The 16,219-nt window shown below is 64.8% G+C and carries 13 protein-coding genes, 1 pseudogene and 1 CRISPR repeat array; of the genes and pseudogenes, 7 read left to right on the top strand and 7 right to left on the bottom strand.

Annotated elements, in window-relative coordinates:
• Positions 1-19: 19 nt before the first annotated feature.
• The 3 genes from casB to cas3 are packed head-to-tail and all read right to left on the bottom strand — an operon-like array spanning position 20 to position 5,050.
• The gene (casB, locus tag MP11Mi_RS01740) at positions 20-658 is read right to left on the bottom strand and encodes a type I-E CRISPR-associated protein Cse2/CasB (protein WP_420040607.1); all 639 of its coding nucleotides are present in this window, start codon (positions 656-658) and stop codon (positions 20-22) included.
• Positions 642-2,249 carry a type I-E CRISPR-associated protein Cse1/CasA gene (gene casA / locus MP11Mi_RS01735; RefSeq protein ID WP_420040606.1) on the bottom strand — a complete coding sequence of 536 codons (1,608 nt, stop codon included), beginning with the start codon at positions 2,247-2,249 and terminating at the stop codon, positions 642-644. The genes casB and casA overlap by 17 nt, the downstream gene beginning before the upstream one ends.
• Complete coding sequence (gene cas3 / locus MP11Mi_RS01730) at positions 2,246-5,050, bottom strand: CRISPR-associated helicase Cas3' (RefSeq protein ID WP_420040605.1); 2,805 nt, start codon at positions 5,048-5,050, stop codon at positions 2,246-2,248. The genes casA and cas3 overlap by 4 nt, the downstream gene beginning before the upstream one ends.
• Positions 5,051-5,356: 306 nt before the next feature.
• A CRISPR array of direct repeats spans positions 5,357-6,969; the repeat unit is 29 nt; unit sequence GGGACCATCCCCGCTCGCGCGGGGAGCAC.
• Positions 6,970-7,925: 956 nt separating this feature from the next.
• On the opposite strand from cas3, the gene MP11Mi_RS01725 reads away from it, so the two are divergent.
• The 4 genes from MP11Mi_RS01725 (at position 7,926) to MP11Mi_RS01710 (ending at position 11,702) form a co-directional block, all read left to right on the top strand.
• Positions 7,926-8,399: an SRPBCC family protein gene (locus MP11Mi_RS01725; RefSeq protein ID WP_420040604.1), complete on the top strand. Its 474-nt coding sequence runs from the start codon at positions 7,926-7,928 to the stop codon at positions 8,397-8,399.
• A gap of 128 nt (positions 8,400-8,527) precedes the next feature.
• Positions 8,528-9,925: a serine/threonine-protein kinase gene (locus MP11Mi_RS01720; protein ID WP_420040603.1), complete on the top strand. Its 1,398-nt coding sequence runs from the start codon at positions 8,528-8,530 to the stop codon at positions 9,923-9,925.
• A 125-nt stretch (positions 9,926-10,050) separates the two neighbouring features.
• Entirely contained in the window at positions 10,051-10,980 is a 930-nt protein-coding gene (locus MP11Mi_RS01715; protein ID WP_420040602.1) for a hypothetical protein, read from the top strand.
• 47 nt (positions 10,981-11,027) lie between these two features.
• Entirely contained in the window at positions 11,028-11,702 is a 675-nt protein-coding gene (locus MP11Mi_RS01710) for a uracil-DNA glycosylase family protein (protein ID WP_420040601.1), read from the top strand.
• A 42-nt stretch (positions 11,703-11,744) separates the two neighbouring features.
• Here MP11Mi_RS01710 and MP11Mi_RS01705 read toward each other — a convergent pair whose 3' ends face one another.
• The gene (locus MP11Mi_RS01705; protein WP_420040600.1) at positions 11,745-12,575 is read right to left on the bottom strand and encodes a sigma-70 family RNA polymerase sigma factor; all 831 of its coding nucleotides are present in this window, start codon (positions 12,573-12,575) and stop codon (positions 11,745-11,747) included.
• 100 nt (positions 12,576-12,675) lie between these two features.
• Here MP11Mi_RS01705 and MP11Mi_RS01700 point away from each other — a divergent pair, with 100 nt between their 5' ends.
• From MP11Mi_RS01700 to MP11Mi_RS01690, 3 genes are all read left to right on the top strand, one after another.
• Positions 12,676-13,134, top strand: a complete 459-nt coding sequence (locus MP11Mi_RS01700) for a carboxymuconolactone decarboxylase family protein (RefSeq protein ID WP_420040599.1) — start codon at positions 12,676-12,678, stop codon at positions 13,132-13,134.
• Between the two features lie 258 nt (positions 13,135-13,392).
• Complete coding sequence (locus MP11Mi_RS01695) at positions 13,393-13,884, top strand: peptide-methionine (S)-S-oxide reductase (RefSeq protein ID WP_420040598.1); 492 nt, start codon at positions 13,393-13,395, stop codon at positions 13,882-13,884.
• A gap of 68 nt (positions 13,885-13,952) precedes the next feature.
• A complete protein-coding gene (locus MP11Mi_RS01690) occupies positions 13,953-14,642 on the top strand; it encodes a TetR/AcrR family transcriptional regulator (protein ID WP_420040597.1) in 690 nt (229 codons plus the stop codon).
• On the opposite strand, the gene MP11Mi_RS01685 is transcribed toward MP11Mi_RS01690, so the two are convergent.
• The 3 genes and pseudogenes from MP11Mi_RS01685 to MP11Mi_RS01675 all read right to left on the bottom strand — a co-directional run bounded on the left by MP11Mi_RS01685 (position 14,639) and on the right by MP11Mi_RS01675 (position 16,005).
• Positions 14,639-15,028 (bottom strand): MBL fold metallo-hydrolase, encoded by a 390-nt coding sequence (locus tag MP11Mi_RS01685; protein WP_420040596.1) that lies wholly within the window; start codon positions 15,026-15,028, stop codon positions 14,639-14,641. The genes MP11Mi_RS01690 and MP11Mi_RS01685 overlap by 4 nt on opposite strands.
• On the bottom strand, positions 15,003-15,446 hold the full coding sequence (locus tag MP11Mi_RS01680) for an MBL fold metallo-hydrolase (RefSeq protein ID WP_420040595.1): 444 nt from the start codon (positions 15,444-15,446) through the stop codon (positions 15,003-15,005). Before MP11Mi_RS01680 ends, MP11Mi_RS01685 begins: the two co-directional genes overlap by 26 nt.
• Positions 15,443-16,005 (bottom strand): annotated as a pseudogene (locus MP11Mi_RS01675) (ester cyclase). Before MP11Mi_RS01675 ends, MP11Mi_RS01680 begins: the two are co-directional and overlap by 4 nt.
• Between the last annotated feature and the right edge of the window lie 214 nt (positions 16,006-16,219).

The following is a 16,219-nucleotide window of genomic DNA, read 5'->3' as shown; positions in this document are numbered from 1 at the left end:
GGTTTTCTCCTGAATTGAGTCAGTCGGATTGGGTGGCAGGTCGGTCGTCCGTCGATGGGGTACGACTAAAGTCGCGTGACCAACGGAGTTGAACTCGGCGGCGAGCGTCACCCGGTGCGTCGCCCTTCCAATCACGTCCGGCGAGAGCCGCGAGATCGGTGGCGAGCCTCCCGTAGTCGAGCGGGATGCCGCGGGCGCGCAGCTGACCGATCAAGCTGCGAAGATGCCAGCGCGTCTCCTCGGCGGTGTCCGCGGTGACGAGGGCGTTGAACCGTCTGATCACCGCGTCGCTGGGGCCGTCGCTACCAGCGGGACGCGCGAGGGTGCCGAGCGCTGTGCCGAGTGTCGGACCGTCCACGTGCATGGGGTCGCCCTTCGACTGTTGGTGGAGTGCGTACAGCGTGAGTGCCAGGTAGACGCCCTGCTCGTCGTAGGTCGGGAAGGGATAGTCCTCCGTTGGAGTTCCGAATCCGAGGAAGGCCACCTGCCATGCCGCGGGATCGGCGCCGATGTCGGACGTCGCCGCGCGGCGCAGCTTCGCCAGCGATGCGACTGCTGCGCCGCTGTTGCGGCTCAGACCGGAGTAGAGGTTGCGAGCGCGACCGTCTACGTGAGCGTCGACGCCCTTCCTCCTCGTGGTCTCAGCTTTGTCGGTCATGTGCGTCATCCTTTCGAGCTGGCGGAAGATGTCTGTCGAGGTTGAAGCGGAACCAGTTGGCTGACGCGCCAGCAGACACTTCGTGCCCGTCGACGATCCGCACGCTGCGCGAACGTGTCGTTGCCGAGTCGAGGAGTTGATCGGCCAGATGGTTGATGGTCTCGCGGGCCATGCCGAACCAAGCCTGCATGAGGTCCTCGCTGTCGCGGTCGTTATCGACCATGCGGACCCAGTCACGGAACTGCTGGTCGAGAGCGTGGAAGGCGGTGGCGCGTGCTTTCGCGCCGGCGACTGTGCGTTCGCCGCCGTCGGCGACGGCGAGGTCGCTTGCGAGGCGTGCCAACGCGGATACGGCGTCGTCGGCCCGTCGAACCGCATCGGTCACGCACCATCGTGCCGAGCCGGTCGCGTCCGCGACTGCCGGATGCAGCACGAGGCTGTCCGAGAAGATCTCCGAGTACGACGACATGTTCGCGCCGTACTCGACACCTACCGATACCAACCCGACGATTCGATTCGGAATGTCTCCCTCCGTCACCCGCAGGCCGAGACGCTCGACAATGGTCGACGGGTACGACAGCACGATTCCTTTCGCGTCCCTCTTCGGTTCGGGATCGGGTAGTAGTGCCGTGAGACCGCGCCAGAGCGCGCGTGAGAAGTCGTGTGCCCGCGGCATGTACAGCGGCGTAGCGGAAGTCGCCTTCTTGGTCTGCGGTTCGCTGTACCGCCACGACGTCATCGGCTCGTTCGTGAGCTGCGATGCCTTCGAGATCGGGTCGCCGACACAGATGAGGACGCGGGTCACGCGAGCGCCGTCGGGGAACAGTCGGATGTGCCGGATCGGCCAGGTGAACAGGCCGACTGGTCCGAACGGGCCGATGTCGACAGCGCCTCTTGGCTGCGGCGTCAACGGCTCTAGCTCCCAGATGGCGCGGTCGCTCCGACGTTTCGCCGCATCGACTGACGGCACCCAGTTGTGCAGAAGCGTCTCGCGGAGGTCGTGACCTTCGATGTACAGACCGCCGGTCCATCCGGTCCACCCGATGCCGACTGGGTATCCCCGGCCGCCCTTCGTGCGGGAGTCATCGACGGCGCCGGACTTGATTCCGTCGTAGTCGTACGCCTGACAGTGGATCAGCCAGCGTGCCGCTTCAGCGAACGACAAGTCGGCGACGTCGCGCCGCATCGTGAACAGGCTGCCGGCACCGGGCGCGTCCGGCACGAGGATTCCGAGCGGCTTCGTTTCGCCCGATGTGCTGGTAAGACCGGCTACCTGCATGAACGGATGGGTCGGGTCGAACAAGTCGAAACGATCGCGCCACTCGTCGAGGTAGGTGTCGAGCTCACGGAGTGGAAGTGAACCCGATGCCCAGATCTCGTCGATCGCCTCATCGGATTCAAGTGCGCGGTACATGACGGCGAGGACGGTGCGCAGCACCGCGAAGTCCTGTGTCGGAAGGTCACCGGCGATGCGTTTGATCTCTGCCGCGCGGTGGAAGACGCCGCGCAGAGAAATCGTTTCCGACTCTCCATTGCGCAGACGGACGCTGATCCACGGCTCGTCGACGAGATTGAAAGTCGGTGCACTCATTGCTTCTCCAAATCGGTGACGACCAATCCGAGGTCGGTGTCGTAATGGAACAGATAACCGACGTGTTCGGCGTCGCCGTCCTCGTCGAGGACCAACGGGAGGGCACCGCGGAGCCACGGCGAGTTCTGCCAGGAGTCGACGCAGTTCTGCTCGAGCTCGTCGATCAGTGCGTCGCCGATCCTCGGATAGGCGAAGAACCCGGGCAGGCGCAGGGTGTTCATCGCGGCTGCTCGTGCAACGGCAGGGTCCAAGCCTCCCGTCAGGTCGACTTCCTCGCGCGGCATAGTCGTCGCCCAGCAAGGAATGATGCGGTGCCCGTTCACCGTTTGAATCACGACGACTTCGATGGTGTCCTCGGAGTCGCGTACCTGTGCGATACCGCGTTCGCCGGTCGGATCGTTCGGTGCCTCGGTGATCGCCCAACCCACCAATGATCGTTTGGTGGGAGGCGGGATGAGGAACATGTCTGCGCGTCGCCGTTTGTCGGCGAGTAGTACGCCGGCCTTCTCCTGTGCCGTCGCCCATCGCTCCTCCCAACCGGTTGGAGCTTCGATGCTCTCGTAGGCGCGCGCGACGAGATTCGCGACATGGTCGGGGCTCGTGATCCCCGGATGGGTACCGAGGTGCTCGTCGAGTGTTGCGATGGTTCGGAGCAGTGCGGACTCGCCGTAGACGGCGCGACAGCCCGGATCGAAGTCTGGCGGGCCCGCCTCCGACCGCGTGAACCCGGTGAGGATCAGGCGCGGTGTGCTGTGCGCGTTCGGCCGGTCGGCGTCCTTCCACCCGTGTCGGTGAAGGCGGCCTGCACGTTGAATCAGCAGGTCGATCGGTGCGATATCGGTGAGGATCACGTCGAAGTCGATGTCGAGCGACTGCTCGATCACCTGTGTCGCGACGACGATCAAAGGTATCTTCCCCGATCGATCGGTCGCGTCTGGGCCCAGTCGACGGCGGAGGTTCTGTTCTTTCGACATCCGGTCCGGAGTGAGAAAGCGCGAGTGCAGGAGCGTGACCTCGACGTCTGCACCGGCGGTGTCGCGGAGCCGACGGTAGGTGTCCTGTGCACGGCCGACGGTGTCGCAGACGATGGCCACGTTCGCGCCGGGCACAGCTGCCGCGAGCGCGGCCGCAGCGATGTCGTCGACGGTACCGGGGAGTTCGTTGATTGTCAGTGTCGAGGAACGGCCGGACGCCGATAGCGCGATCGTTGTCGAACCGTCGTCGCACGTATGGGTTATCCGCGGGTACGTGGCGCCGTCGGGCTGCTCTGCGTCGAAGCGGGGACTACGGTCGAGGCCGTCGTTGTACGCGGTGATGAGTTCTTCTCGGATCGACGGAGTGAGCGTCGCGGACATCGCGATGACTGGCACACCGTATGCGGCGAGCCAAGTGAGCATGCGGCACAGATACTGCCGCATGAATTGATCCGCGGAGTGGACTTCGTCGATCACGACCGCCTTGCCGGCGACGCCGAGATGGCGCAGGACGACGTGCTTGGCGCACAGTGCGCCCAGCAGCAGTTGATCAACAGTGCCGACAACGAAGTCTGACATCGTAGCGAGTTTGCTGCGTCCAGTCAGGAATGAGTGCGCGATCGCGCGTCCGTCCTCACCGTTGTCGTCGAAAACCGAGGACATGCGCGGGGTGGACCGGAAGTCTTCGTTGAACTGAGCTTTGCCGTGTGCAAGGCTCAGCGACACGTTCTGCGGGCCCTGAATCGTGTCAAGCCATTCGCGAACATTTTGGAAGATTCCGTCGGACGTGGCCTGGGTCGGCAGTGCGAATAGGACGCCGCCGAGGTCGAATCGGGTGGCGAGGACCTCGCACGCGCCGAGTGCGGCTTTGGTTTTGCCTTCCCCGGTGGGGGCTTCGACGATGATCAGTTCAGGTTGCGGGAGTGTCCGGGCGAGGTTGACCAGGGCAGTCTGGACAGGTCGTGGAGCGGACAGGCCGAGATGGTCGACGAATAGGTGTTCATCGCCGGGTGCGTCGGCCGACCACGGGGGAGGGAGTCCGAGGCGGTTCATGGCGTCGTCTGCGGCTTCGGCAGGTCGTGGCGTGGTCCGCAGCGGGAAGTTCTCTGTGTTCGATGCGATCCAGTCGGCCATGATGGTGAAACCTGCGGCAATGATCGCAGTGGTCTGCGACATAGTGATGCCGGCGATACGGGCGAAGTCGTCGTCGCTCATCCCGGCGGAGCTCGTCGCGAATTCGCAGAATTCGCGTTGTACCTGTTCCCACGATGTGCCTGTTCCGAGTAGTGCAGGGTGGCCGTCTTCGACTTCGCTGCGAGGCCTCGTGAACCGGCCATGGTGGCCTAGCGGGATCGACGCCACCCGCGCGGCGTCCTTCCTGGTGAATCGGTGAACGTCCATCAAATAGGCGCGAAGGATCAGATACGTCGCGACCGAATGGGGGAGCGCGGACCGGTCCCGTCTTATCGCCGGATGGAATGGGAGGCCGTGGTTCTCGATTCGGAGGCGTAGTCCTTCGACCTGCCATGCGAAGGCCGGCGTCGCCTTACCCAAATCGTGGGCTGCAACGAGCCATCCGAAGAATCGTCTGGCCAGACCCTCGTCGCCATCGAGGCTTTCCGCGACGGTGCGTTTCATCGAGGAGGGAACGAACTCGTCCCACAGATGGAGCGCAACCGCGCTGGAGTCGGCCATATGCTGGTACAAGGGCAGCCATTCGACGCCGTCGATGTAGTCGGACTTCGCCCACATCGATCGGGCGGCCGGCGACAGACCGTTCGCGGTGGCGAAACTGTACGACCCACCCGACCTGTTTGCGAATGCCATGTTTGCGACATTAGCGATGTAGACGCGCGTGCATTACAAGAATCCAGTTAGGTTCAATCGTTCGAATCACTAGCGAATCTGATCGGCTGAACGTGCCCGCAGAGGTTGCCGAGATTCGATCCCCACGTGAGTAGGGAGCACAGGTTCCTTGAGATGCCTATCACGAGCATCCACGGAACATCCCCGTTGAGGGACGGGCATCGGCCCCGGCCACAAGGTTAAATGACGTCCGTAGGGTCGACCAAGACTTCGCGCGGGTAATCCTGCATTCGCGCGGAGCACCCGTCAATGGACAGTGCGATGCCGAGGACTATCCCCGCTCGCGCGGGGAGCACACAGCGATGACTCGCCACGTGATCGTCCTGCCGGGACCATCCCCGCTCGCGCGGGGAGCACCGCGATGAAGGATCTGACGCCGTCGCTAACCGGGGACCATCCCCGCTCGCGCGGGGAGCACGCGTTGGGCGGCAGCGGAGCGGTGCTCGGTGAGGGACCATCCCCGCTCGCGCGGGGAGCACCGATTGTGAAGCGGCGACTCGCGGATCCGGCTGGGACCATCCCCGCTCGCGCGGGGAGCACAGCATCGCCTGAGGATCCGACTCATACTTGCTGGGACCATCCCCGCTCGCGCGGGGAGCACCAGCAACTCGGGACCGGTGTTCGCATCAAGGAGGGACCATCCCCGCTCGCGCGGGGAGCACCCTGACTTTAATAAGGCGCTTTCGGGTGGCGGGGGACCATCCCCGCTCGCGCGGGGAGCACACTATGTGAGCGTGGGTCGGGAACCCAAGAATGGGACCATCCCCGCTCGCGCGGGGAGCACTTCGGGACCAGCTCGTCCTGGGCGGTGCCCAAGGGACCATCCCCGCTCGCGCGGGGAGCACCTCCCCCCCATGTTTTCGCTGGTCAAGGCGTGGGACCATCCCCGCTCGCGCGGGGAGCACTCAAGGCCGACGACGCACACTTCCAGGAGGCTGGGACCATCCCCGCTCGCGCGGGGAGCACCCGGCGGCGCCAGAGTGCCCGATCCCAGCGGACGGACCATCCCCGCTCGCGCGGGGAGCACAAACAGAAGTGGCCCCGCTTCACCGACGCACCGGGACCATCCCCGCTCGCGCGGGGAGCACTCGGGCAGGTAGCGGGCGTAGCCGAGTGTGGTGGGACCATCCCCGCTCGCGCGGGGAGCACATCATTGGCCTTCTTGACCAGCTCGTCGCGTTGGGACCATCCCCGCTCGCGCGGGGAGCACTGAGCGGCGGCTCGCTTGGTCTTCTCCATCAGGGGACCATCCCCGCTCGCGCGGGGAGCACTCACGACTGCGGCCTTTTGAGTGATCGCTGCAGGGACCATCCCCGCTCGCGCGGGGAGCACTGCAACATCTTCCCGAACTCTGCCAAGGAGCTGGGACCATCCCCGCTCGCGCGGGGAGCACAGTGGCACGCGGTGCATCAACGTCGGCCGGCTGGGACCATCCCCGCTCGCGCGGGGAGCACCATGCACGTGTGCAGCGTGTGCGGGTCGAAGCGGGACCATCCCCGCTCGCGCGGGGAGCACCTGCTGCGCTCGGTCGGGTGGTCGCTCGACGCGGGACCATCCCCGCTCGCGCGGGGAGCACGTCGCCGACGCCACCCATCGCCCCGCCCGCCAGGGACCATCCCCGCTCGCGCGGGGAGCACCTGCGTCGACGAAATCGACACGTGACGCATGAGGACCATCCCCGCTCGCGCGGGGAGCACGGGATGCGCTCGACGCGGACAGGCAGCTCGTCGGGACCATCCCCGCTCGCGCGGGGAGCACGCGGCCATGAGTGCGCGGATAAATGCGATGACGGGACCATCCCCGCTCGCGCGGGGAGCACAAACAGAAGTGGCCCCGCTTCACCGACGCACCGGGACCATCCCCGCTCGCGCGGGGAGCACACTTCTTTACCTGCGGCGATAGTAACGCAATCCCGATTCCAGTATGACTTTGAGCGGCAGTGGCCGCAAAGAAGACTGGCGTATGGGTGCGGCTGCGAACGAATCGAGGTCACACCACGATCAGAGCACCACGGTCGTCGTCGGATGTCCAAATGGGCGTTGACCTTTTGGACATTTACGCGAGTCTGGCTTGACCGCCGCACCTTCTTTCGCAAGCGACCTGGTGTCGAGTGGAGCGCTATCGGAACCGAGCGGTCGATGGGAGTCGGCGCTTCGTCGTTGCGAGCATCATGGAACGCCGCTGATCGATCTGTCACAACGGCGCGCTCGAATGGCCGTCGCCTTCTCATTCCTGCCCGCTGAGGGCTGTGTGCGGAGGGCGGTAACATCGCTGTCAACGCTCATGTGCGCTGGGGGGGCGTGCAGTGCGTAGGGCCGGTGAATTGCCCAGCAGACGGTGAACTTTCTGGTCGACGGACTGTGCTGGGGCGTCGGCAGATAGGGCCGCGACCGCGATCTGGGGCAGTTGCTCGGACGTTCGGTCGCAGCTCGCCCCTCACTGGAACCGTCGCGCCCGCCGGTGACAGGCCCGACGCAGATGGCGGGAGGACAGTTGAGTGCGACCCGACCTTCAACTGCACCAGCCCAATGGGGACATAGGCGGCGTCGTGCCGGAGGGAGTCCCAGGACCCCGGAGCTGCTGTGAACGGGTCGAGCAAGTTGTCGACGGAGCCAGATCAGAATGCGAAGTCTCTGAATTCCTCCGGTCGATCAATTTAAGGGATGACGCCTCGGCCGTCGCCGAAATCGGCTCGACGTGGCCAGATGGCACTGTAGGTGCAATCCGTCCGAACAGATCACCGCGTGCCGTGCGACTCGCGGTACCGTCGGAATGCCTCACCGGCACGCCAATGGTGGCTTACGCCGAGCGCTCACACATCGAACGGACTTCGACAATGACTGACCTGCCGTCTGAACGCGAACTCCACGGCGAGATCACCGTGCACGCCGCCCCCGACCGGGTGTGGTCGGTTCTCGTCGACCCTGCCACGATGACGTCGGCGAGCCCGGAACTGTTCGCAACCTCGCGGACCCGCAAGGGGCCCTTGCGCGTAGGGGAGACGTTCGTCGGTTGGAACCGCAACGGGTACGTGGTCTGGCCGACAGTCAACAAGGTCACCGAAGTCGACGCTGGCAGGTCGCTGGCCTGGTTCACTCGCACAAGCGGAGCGACATGGACGTACACCCTCACTCGCGACGGCGACTACACGATCGTTCACGAGTATCGACGCATCCACCGGGGAGCATCCCGAACGGCGAAAGCGTTCGCCGCGATCTTCCTCGGCGGCCTGGCCAATCACACGGACGAGCTGGAAGAGCATGTGTCCCAGACGCTTGAAGCGATTCGGCAGATGAGTGAGTCGGCCTGAAGGGAGCGAGTCTTCTCCGCTGACCGGTAAGCGCAGTATTCGTCTCCGGGCGATGCGGTGTCGCACGTTCGTATGCCCTCCGTGTGCTTCCGCGCCATCTCGGCCCACCGAACTGACACACTCTCTCGGTGGAACCAACTGAGATTGCCGGGTACCGCGTCGTTCGCCAGATCGGCGCTGGCGGCATGGGGCAGGTGTTCCTGGTGGAGCACCCGCGTCTGCCGAGACGGGACGCATTGAAGCTACTTGACGCCGGAGTGTCGCGCAGTGCGGACTTCAAGGCGCGGTTCCAGCGTGAAGCGGACATGCTCGCGCAGTTCAACCATCCGAACGTCGTCACCTTGTACGACCGCGGCGAGGTCGATGGGCGCTTGTGGATCACGATGGAGTACGTCGACGGAACCGATGCGGCGGCGTTGTTGACCGAACAGGCCCCTCTCGACCCAGAGTTGGCATTGACGTTGATCAGTGGGACCGGCGCCGCGCTGGACTATGCCTGGCGCAAGAGTCGCGTAACCCACCGCGACGTCAAGCCGGCGAACATCTTGGTCGGCCTCGACAATATTGACGGCGTGCCTCAGCTCGAGTCAGTGAAGTTGGCTGACTTCGGTATCGCGAAAGCAGCGGGCGAAGCGACGTCGTTGACGTCGACCGGGATGACAGTCGGGACGATGCAGTATGTGTCGCCCGAGGCGATCGAGGGACTCAACCTGGATAACCGTGCCGACCTCTACTCGCTTGGGTGCACAGCGTTCCATCTGCTGACCGGCCGACCCCCATATGCCGGGACGTCGATCACTGCGCTGTTATCGGCACACCTCACGCAGATTCCGCCGCGTGCCAGTGACGTAGCTCCGCATCTGCCCGCGGCTGTGGACGGCGTCGTGGCGAAGGCTCTGATGAAGAACCCGAACGACCGGTATGGATCGTGTGCAGAGTTTGTGGACGCGCTGCATGCTGCAGTGGCCCGCGACACTGATCCGGCATTCGCGCGAACAATGACCGCGGCGACGTTGCCACCCGTTCCTAGCGCGAAGTGGCCTCGTGTGTTGGCGATCGCCGCTGCTGTTCTCGCTGTCGTCATTGGAGGGGCGGCGCTCGGTCTCTACCTGACGCACGACGGCGGCAGCGACCGCACCTCAGTTGTCGCGACGACGTCGTCGGCGCATTCGACCACCGTTGCTTCACGGTCCACAACCTCGTCGGCGCCCGCTACACCGGACATCCAGGAAACCCTCGTGACGCCGACTGTAACGGTCGAGGAGACTGTGCCGACAGCGACGCAATCGGCACCGTACGAAGGAATGCCGTGCGACGTCGCCGAGTTCAATACGACGTCAACTGACGGAACGTTGTATTGCAGCGCAATGGACGGCGCGTGGCGGGACAAGACGAATCAGACTCGGCCTGCAGTCCAGCGAGGGGCGCCGTGTAGTGAGCCCGGGGCGCGGGCGCGGATTCAGGCGACTGATTCGATATCCACGTGCAGCCCGGACTCTTCGGGCGGCTACTCCTGGCAGGATTGACGTCGCGAGGTTCGTAAGCGTCACGGCTCCGGCGCAATCGGTACGTGTGCAGAATGCTGCGGTCAGCGGATCCTGGCATCCCCGAGACTGTCGGAAATGTCGGTACGAGGTGGTGTACTGCCGGTATGGAACCGGTAGTCGCTATTGGGGTCGCCGTAGCGCTAGTTGCGCTCATCGCGGTGTGGACGTGGTCACGCGGAGTTCCTCTTGCTCTGGTGCGGACGTTCTCGCCTGTCCGAGCGGTGCAGCAGGAGCGAGCGGCCCGGCACCGCAGGCGGTCCGCCGAATGCGATCGGTTCGAGACAAGTGCGCGAGCATCCGGCCACGCTGTGAAGGAGGGCCATTTCTCGGGCTTCGAGACCCTTGCTGTCGATGTGTGGATGCGGCGGGACTTCACGTTGCGTCACCGCGCGGTCGGCCTGGGCTGGATACCCTTCGTCCCCAAACCTGAGCATCATGAGACGCCGGAGACCACCCGAGGCCGACTCGAGCGTGCCTACCGGTTGAACGACGAAGAACGAACCGTCGCCCAAGCGATGTGCGCGGACGACGGAGGCAGGATCGCCGCGGCCGCAGCGATCGTCGCGGCGCGAATCTATCAGTTTCCGGTGTGGCACAGCGGATTGTTTGACGGTCTGTACGCACGAGTCGATCTCGTCGCTGAGGTCACCTACCTGGCGAGTGCCGCGACGGAGGTCCGTGGCCAATTCACTCGCGCCGAACCGCCGACCGGACCTATGGCGTCCGACGTGGACGTCGTGGCTCTCTACGTTCAGAAGTCGGGTCTGTTGCAGGGGCGGCTCGACGCGCTACTTGAGCGTCTGCGTGCGCTCGACGACCTTCGGACCGTCGTCGCGCGGCTTCAGGCTCGGTCCGACAAGAACGATTGGCTCGATAGCGCTGGCTCGCTCGATGATGTTGACGTTGGTGCCGACGCGGTCGCCGACTCGCTCTATGCCATCGATATCCGCGATCGAGCGAAGTCGGCCGAGGCCGCGGCGGCGATGCGGTTTGAGTCCGATCGCCTGCCGAAGTTGTTCTCGGAGCTCGAATAGGAGGTGTTTCGTGCTGGTTTGTCGTACCTCTGGGGCATGCTCCGCGTATGACCATCTGGAACACTGCGGCATACGCCAACGGCGAGCTGCTCAGCACGAGGTATGCGCCCGAGAACGTGTCGGCCCGTATGGCGCGACGTTACGACGGTGCTGTCGGCGAACTGAACCGGTGGGTCGACGATATCCGCGAAGCGACCGGTGAATCGATTCCGTATGTGGACCCAGACGCGGCAGCCAACGGGGTGCGCATCCTGATGTTGTTCCAGGACCCCTCCGGCGCAGCAGAAGGCGAGTCGGGGTTTATCAGCAAGCACAATAACGATCCGACGGCACACAACTACTATGACGCGACGACCGTGGCCGGAGTGCCCTATGACATTGCCTTGAACTGGAACGTCGTGCCGTGGTGGTCGACGAACAACCCTGCCCACCCGGATCGGACGGTGAGCAAAGAGGCTCCCCGTGCAGCACCGTACTTGTCGGATTTCATCAAGCGGCTGGGGGAGCCCCCGAGAGTGATCGTCCTGTCGGGTGGCAAAGCGCAGTCCGCATGGAACCGGATAAAGCGGCAGTTGGATCCGAGCGTGATCGAAGGGACTCAAATCTTGCCCTGCCCGCACCCGAGCCCGCTCGTCTACTCGCGAGTCGACAAGGCATCGGGCCGGTTGAACCGCGACCTGATTGTCGACTGCTTTCGAGAAGCTGTGGAGTTGTCACGGTGAGCTGTGCTCCTGCCGCGTGCACGTCTGCCAGACCGACCCACTTCACACCACCGGCACAACCTCCACCGCAGCCAACTCGTCGACGCGCACTGTCGCGTCGATTCCGGCGATCGTTCCGGTCGGCGTGAACGTCACGTCCATCACCAGGTAGAGGGCGCCGTCTTCGCCGGACGGATGTGGAACGGCGACGCCGATTGCGCCGTCGATGAGCACGGTGACCGCGGTCTTGGCGCGGAACATGAACGCTTCGGCGATGGCCGGTGCGCCGCCCACGAGCGCGGGCGGTTCGTCGTCGGCGAAGGTGCGGAACACCGCTTCGGGATCGAGGAGGTCGACGAGCGCCCGGAAATCCCCGTCTCGTGACGCGGACAGAAATGCCGAAACAGTTTGAGTACGCCTTGAACTGGCGGTCGGCGGTTGGACGGATACGCGTTTGCGCGCTCGACTGGCGACCTGACGTGCGGCGGCGGGAGACTTCCCGAGAATGGTCGCCACGTCGTCGAAGGGCACACCGAAGACGTCGTGCAGCACGAATGCGACACGCTCGGGCGGGGCGAGCGTCGCAAGGACCGCATCGAGAGCGGAGCCCACGGCATCAGCGAGTTGCGCCTCGTCGTCGGGGCCGGCATGTCGGTCGACGTCGGCGACAGTCTCGATGGGCACCGTTTCGCGTCGTGCACGCAGCATGTCGAGGCAGACTCGGGAGACGACGGTGGTGAGCCATGCCGTCGGGTTGTCGATTTCCTCGTCGACTCTGGCCGTCCGAAGCCACGCTTCTTGCACCGCCTCTTCGGCGTCTGCATGCGATCCGAGCATTCGCGTCGCAACCGCGAGCAGTCGCGGGCGAGCGTTCTCGAAGTTCTCTGTCAGCATCTGTCACATCCTTCTCCGTCGAAACGTCATATGTGTGGTGGAGCAACCGTTTCGTATGTGACACCCGGCCCGGAGCCGGGCCGATACCGAGGAGATCGACATGACCGCACGGATGACCAACCCCGTGATGCTGCTACCCGGCGTGTACGACGCGCTGGCCGCAATCCACAAGGCCGTCGCCGACACCGGACTGCCGCAGGATTTGTGCGAGATGGTGAACATGCGCGCCAGCCAGATCAACGGCTGCAGCACATGCCTCGACGGGCACTGGCGGATCGCGCGCCGGCTCGGGGTCAGCGACGAGAAGCTCTTCGCCGTCGGCGCGTGGCACGACATGCCGTACTTCACTGACGGGGAGCGCATCGCTCTCGAACTAACCGAGGAACTGACCCGGCTGGCAGACAATCCCGACACAGTGTCGGACGATCTGTGGGACCGGGCCGCCGACGAGTTCGACGAGGCGCAGCTCGCGGCGCTCGTCGTCGCGATCGCGAACATCAACCTCTACAACCGCGTGAACCATGCGACGCGGCAGCCCGGCGGTTCGTGGAAGCCGTGAGACGTTGACGGCCCCCCGACGTTGTTGTGCGCTGACTTTCCGTCACGGATGCACCTTCTAGACGAGGCATCGATGCGTCGGAGCGCGCTCTGCGTGGCCGGATGCACCGGATCGCGTGTGCTCGATGAGTGCGCGCGATCTCGGGCGGTGCAGCCCCTTGAAGCTGACCGGGTTCACTCGCGAGTGGCTGACGTGCGAGTGCGTGGATGTCGGTCGGGGCACGCCGTGATTCCCAGCGCGCCCGATACCATCGGCCCCATGGACGGTGAGAACAGCAATGAGCAGATCTACTTCGCCGGCGGCTGTCTCTGGGGCGTTCAGGCGTTCATCGCGACGTTGCCCGGAGTGACCTTCACCGAGGCGGGGCGCGCCAACGGTGCCAGCCAGTCCATTGACGGTCCCTACGACGGGTATGCCGAATGTGTGCGAACGGGCTTCGACCCGGCCGTGGTGAGCGTCGAGCAGTTGATGGCGTACTTCTTCGAGATCATCGACCCGTACAGCGTGAACCGGCAGGGCCCGGACGTCGGTCAGAAATACCGCACCGGCGTGTACTCCGACAGCCCGTCCCACCTCGACCAGGCGCGGGCGTTCATCGCGGCGCGCGACGACGCCGATCGGATCGCGGTAGAGGTGCTTCCGCTCGCCAACTACGTACGAAGTGCGCAAGAGCATCAGGATCGGCTCGCGCGTTTCCCTGACGACTCTTGTCATCTTTCCGCGGAGTTGCTGACTAAGTACAGCGACTGATCCAGGGGTTTCAGTAGCGTGCGCATCGGCTATTACCCACCCCGTGGACTTATGACACGATTGCGAGCGTGAACAACGGGTCGAGTGCACGCCGAGGCCGCCCACCCAAAGGGGCGCCGCTGCTGTCCAAGCCCGCCATCGTGCAGGCCACGCTCCAGGTGATCGACGCTGAGGGGGTGAGCGGGGTCAGCATGCGCGCAGTCGCGAGGGTTCTCGGGGTCGACCCCAAGAGCCTCTACAACCACGTCGACGGCAAAGACGGGCTGTTGGATGCGGTGGCCGAAGCGCTGCTGGGTGCACTCGATCTGCCCGATCCGACCGATGACCTTGCGGCCGATCTGACGGCGATCGCCTATGCGTTTCGCGATCGTGCGTTAGCACAACCGGGCGCCGCTGCACTAGTCCTGACTAGGCCGATGTCGTCGCTCGAGGGACTCGCACCCGTCGAAGCGGTATTGAGCGTCTTGCGAGCCGCAGGGTTCGATGTGCGGGAGTCGGTGCATCTCCTCCGCGTCCTCCTCGCGACGTTGATCGGCACGCTGCTACGAGAGGTCAACGCGGGGCCGACATTCGGGTCTGATGACGTCGCCGGGCGCACAGCCGTGCTGGAAGCAAGCGGTCTTCCGGCGGTCGGGGGTGCAGCGCCGTATCTGGCGATGTTCGACGCTCAGCGAGAGTTCGACTACGCGGTTGAGCTGTGCGTCGACGCGGTGCTTCGCCGAGTACCGCGCGCGGCCGATCCGACCAACGGCGACTAGCCGCGTTGTCCCGACGATTCTCGCGCCGCCGCCAGAAGTGTCGGGTCGTGGGCGTTGACGATCTGTAGTCCAGGGTCGTTGGACGCCAACAGTTCTCGGAGCCGCTCATGATCTTCGCGGACTCTCGGCCAGTCGAAGGCGACGGTGCGCTCCGTAGCGAGCAGTCCGAGCGGCGCCCTGCCGTGGCCGCCGATTTGGCGGGGATGATAGAAGGAGTCGCCTGCGTGCAGGACCCAGCGACCTTGGCCGGCGTCGACGGCGATGGCAGCGTGTCCGCGACTGTGCCCGGGGAGCGCGAGCATGACGATGCCGTCGCTGATTTCGGTCAGCTCGGTGGCGCTCGCGAATCCGCGCCACTGATCACCGGCTGCGGGTTCGTGGCGCACTAGCTCGGGGCGGTGGTCGCGCCGTGCCGGTAGATAGCGCGACTTCTCGGCGAACGTCCGCGGCGTTCGCTTCGTCTCCGGTCAAGTGGATTCGCGCCCACGGGAAGTCGGCGATCCCGCCGACGTGGTCGGCGTCGAAATGGGTCAGGACGATATCGCGGACGTCGTGTGGGTCGAACCCGAGGGCCTGAACCTGTCTGACTGCGGCTTCGGCTTCGTCGAACACCGGACGCACGACGAAGCGCGACGGACCGAACAGCTTGCCGGGTTCGCTTCCGTATCGCAGACCGAGACCGGTGTCGACGAGAGCCAGCCCGGTCGGAGTCTCTACCAACAGGACGTGGCACACCAACCCGCCGGGTGTCGCGAGCGGGCGCATGGTCCCGCAGTTGAGGTGGTGGACTTTCACCGCCGTCATCGCAGATCGTCCGGTGGCGACGTGTCGGTCAGACGCGGATCGGGTTCCGCCCCGGACATGGCCAACGCGCACTTGGCGACGCCGAGGAGGGTCGCCAGGTCTCGCGGGCTCGTCTTGTCCAATCCGCCGATCAGCTGCTTGAGAATCGTGAGCTGGTAGAAGTAGATCCGCTCGGCGATCAGGTTCTCGTCCTTGTCGAACACGAAGTGTGCGGTCATGCGGGTACGGTGCCTGCTGCCGGTCGGCGGGATCGCGCCCAGCGGCCCCTTGTGGGTGCCGATCAGCCAGAACTCGACGATCACCGAATCGTGGCTGTGACGGATGTCGATGATCTCGTGGTCTTGGTCGGGGAACGCGACTCGCGTGGCGTTGTAGTAGTCGCGTACCTCGTGATCGCCGTCGTGGACGATCATCTGGGCGATCAGCTCGTAGTGCGGGTGCGGGAACGTCGACAGGGTGGCGTCCCAGTCCTGCACGACCTCGCGTGGAAGTGATCGAGGACAAGCTTCTCGCGGGCACGAAGGACGTCTTCGGGAGGGATGGTGAATCGGTCGGTCATCGCGGTTCTCCTGGATCGAATCGGTGCGGTGATCGGGAGGGGCGCGGTTGCATCGCAAGGAGTGATCCGCGTCGTGGGGTCGCAAGCGATACTATACCCACGATGTGGATTTAATGTGGCAATCGTGACCGGTGAAGTACCGTCGTCGACGACGCACGGCATGGGCGTATCGGCCGTCAGGACGAAGCCTCACGAGGATCCCGGGTCTTCCGTT

Source organism: Gordonia abscondita (assembly GCF_032711245.1).
Lineage (GTDB): Bacteria > Actinomycetota > Actinomycetes > Mycobacteriales > Mycobacteriaceae > Gordonia.
Note: the sequence above shows the minus strand (reverse complement) of the source record. Positions and strands in the feature narration are given on the sequence as shown.

Coding starts and splice junctions, on each gene's coding strand:
- MP11Mi_RS01700 (WP_420040599.1), top strand. CDS start 12,676: ATGACCGCACGGATGACCAACCCCGTGATGCTGCTACCCGGCGTGTAC.
- casB (WP_420040607.1), bottom strand. CDS start 658: ATGACCGACAAAGCTGAGACCACGAGGAGGAAGGGCGTCGACGCTCAC.
- MP11Mi_RS01680 (WP_420040595.1), bottom strand. CDS start 15,446: ATGACGGCGGTGAAAGTCCACCACCTCAACTGCGGGACCATGCGCCCG.
- MP11Mi_RS01710 (WP_420040601.1), top strand. CDS start 11,028: ATGACCATCTGGAACACTGCGGCATACGCCAACGGCGAGCTGCTCAGC.
- casA (WP_420040606.1), bottom strand. CDS start 2,249: ATGAGTGCACCGACTTTCAATCTCGTCGACGAGCCGTGGATCAGCGTC.
- MP11Mi_RS01695 (WP_420040598.1), top strand. CDS start 13,393: ATGGACGGTGAGAACAGCAATGAGCAGATCTACTTCGCCGGCGGCTGT.
- cas3 (WP_420040605.1), bottom strand. CDS start 5,050: ATGGCATTCGCAAACAGGTCGGGTGGGTCGTACAGTTTCGCCACCGCG.
- MP11Mi_RS01715 (WP_420040602.1), top strand. CDS start 10,051: ATGGAACCGGTAGTCGCTATTGGGGTCGCCGTAGCGCTAGTTGCGCTC.
- MP11Mi_RS01725 (WP_420040604.1), top strand. CDS start 7,926: ATGACTGACCTGCCGTCTGAACGCGAACTCCACGGCGAGATCACCGTG.
- MP11Mi_RS01705 (WP_420040600.1), bottom strand. CDS start 12,575: ATGCTGACAGAGAACTTCGAGAACGCTCGCCCGCGACTGCTCGCGGTT.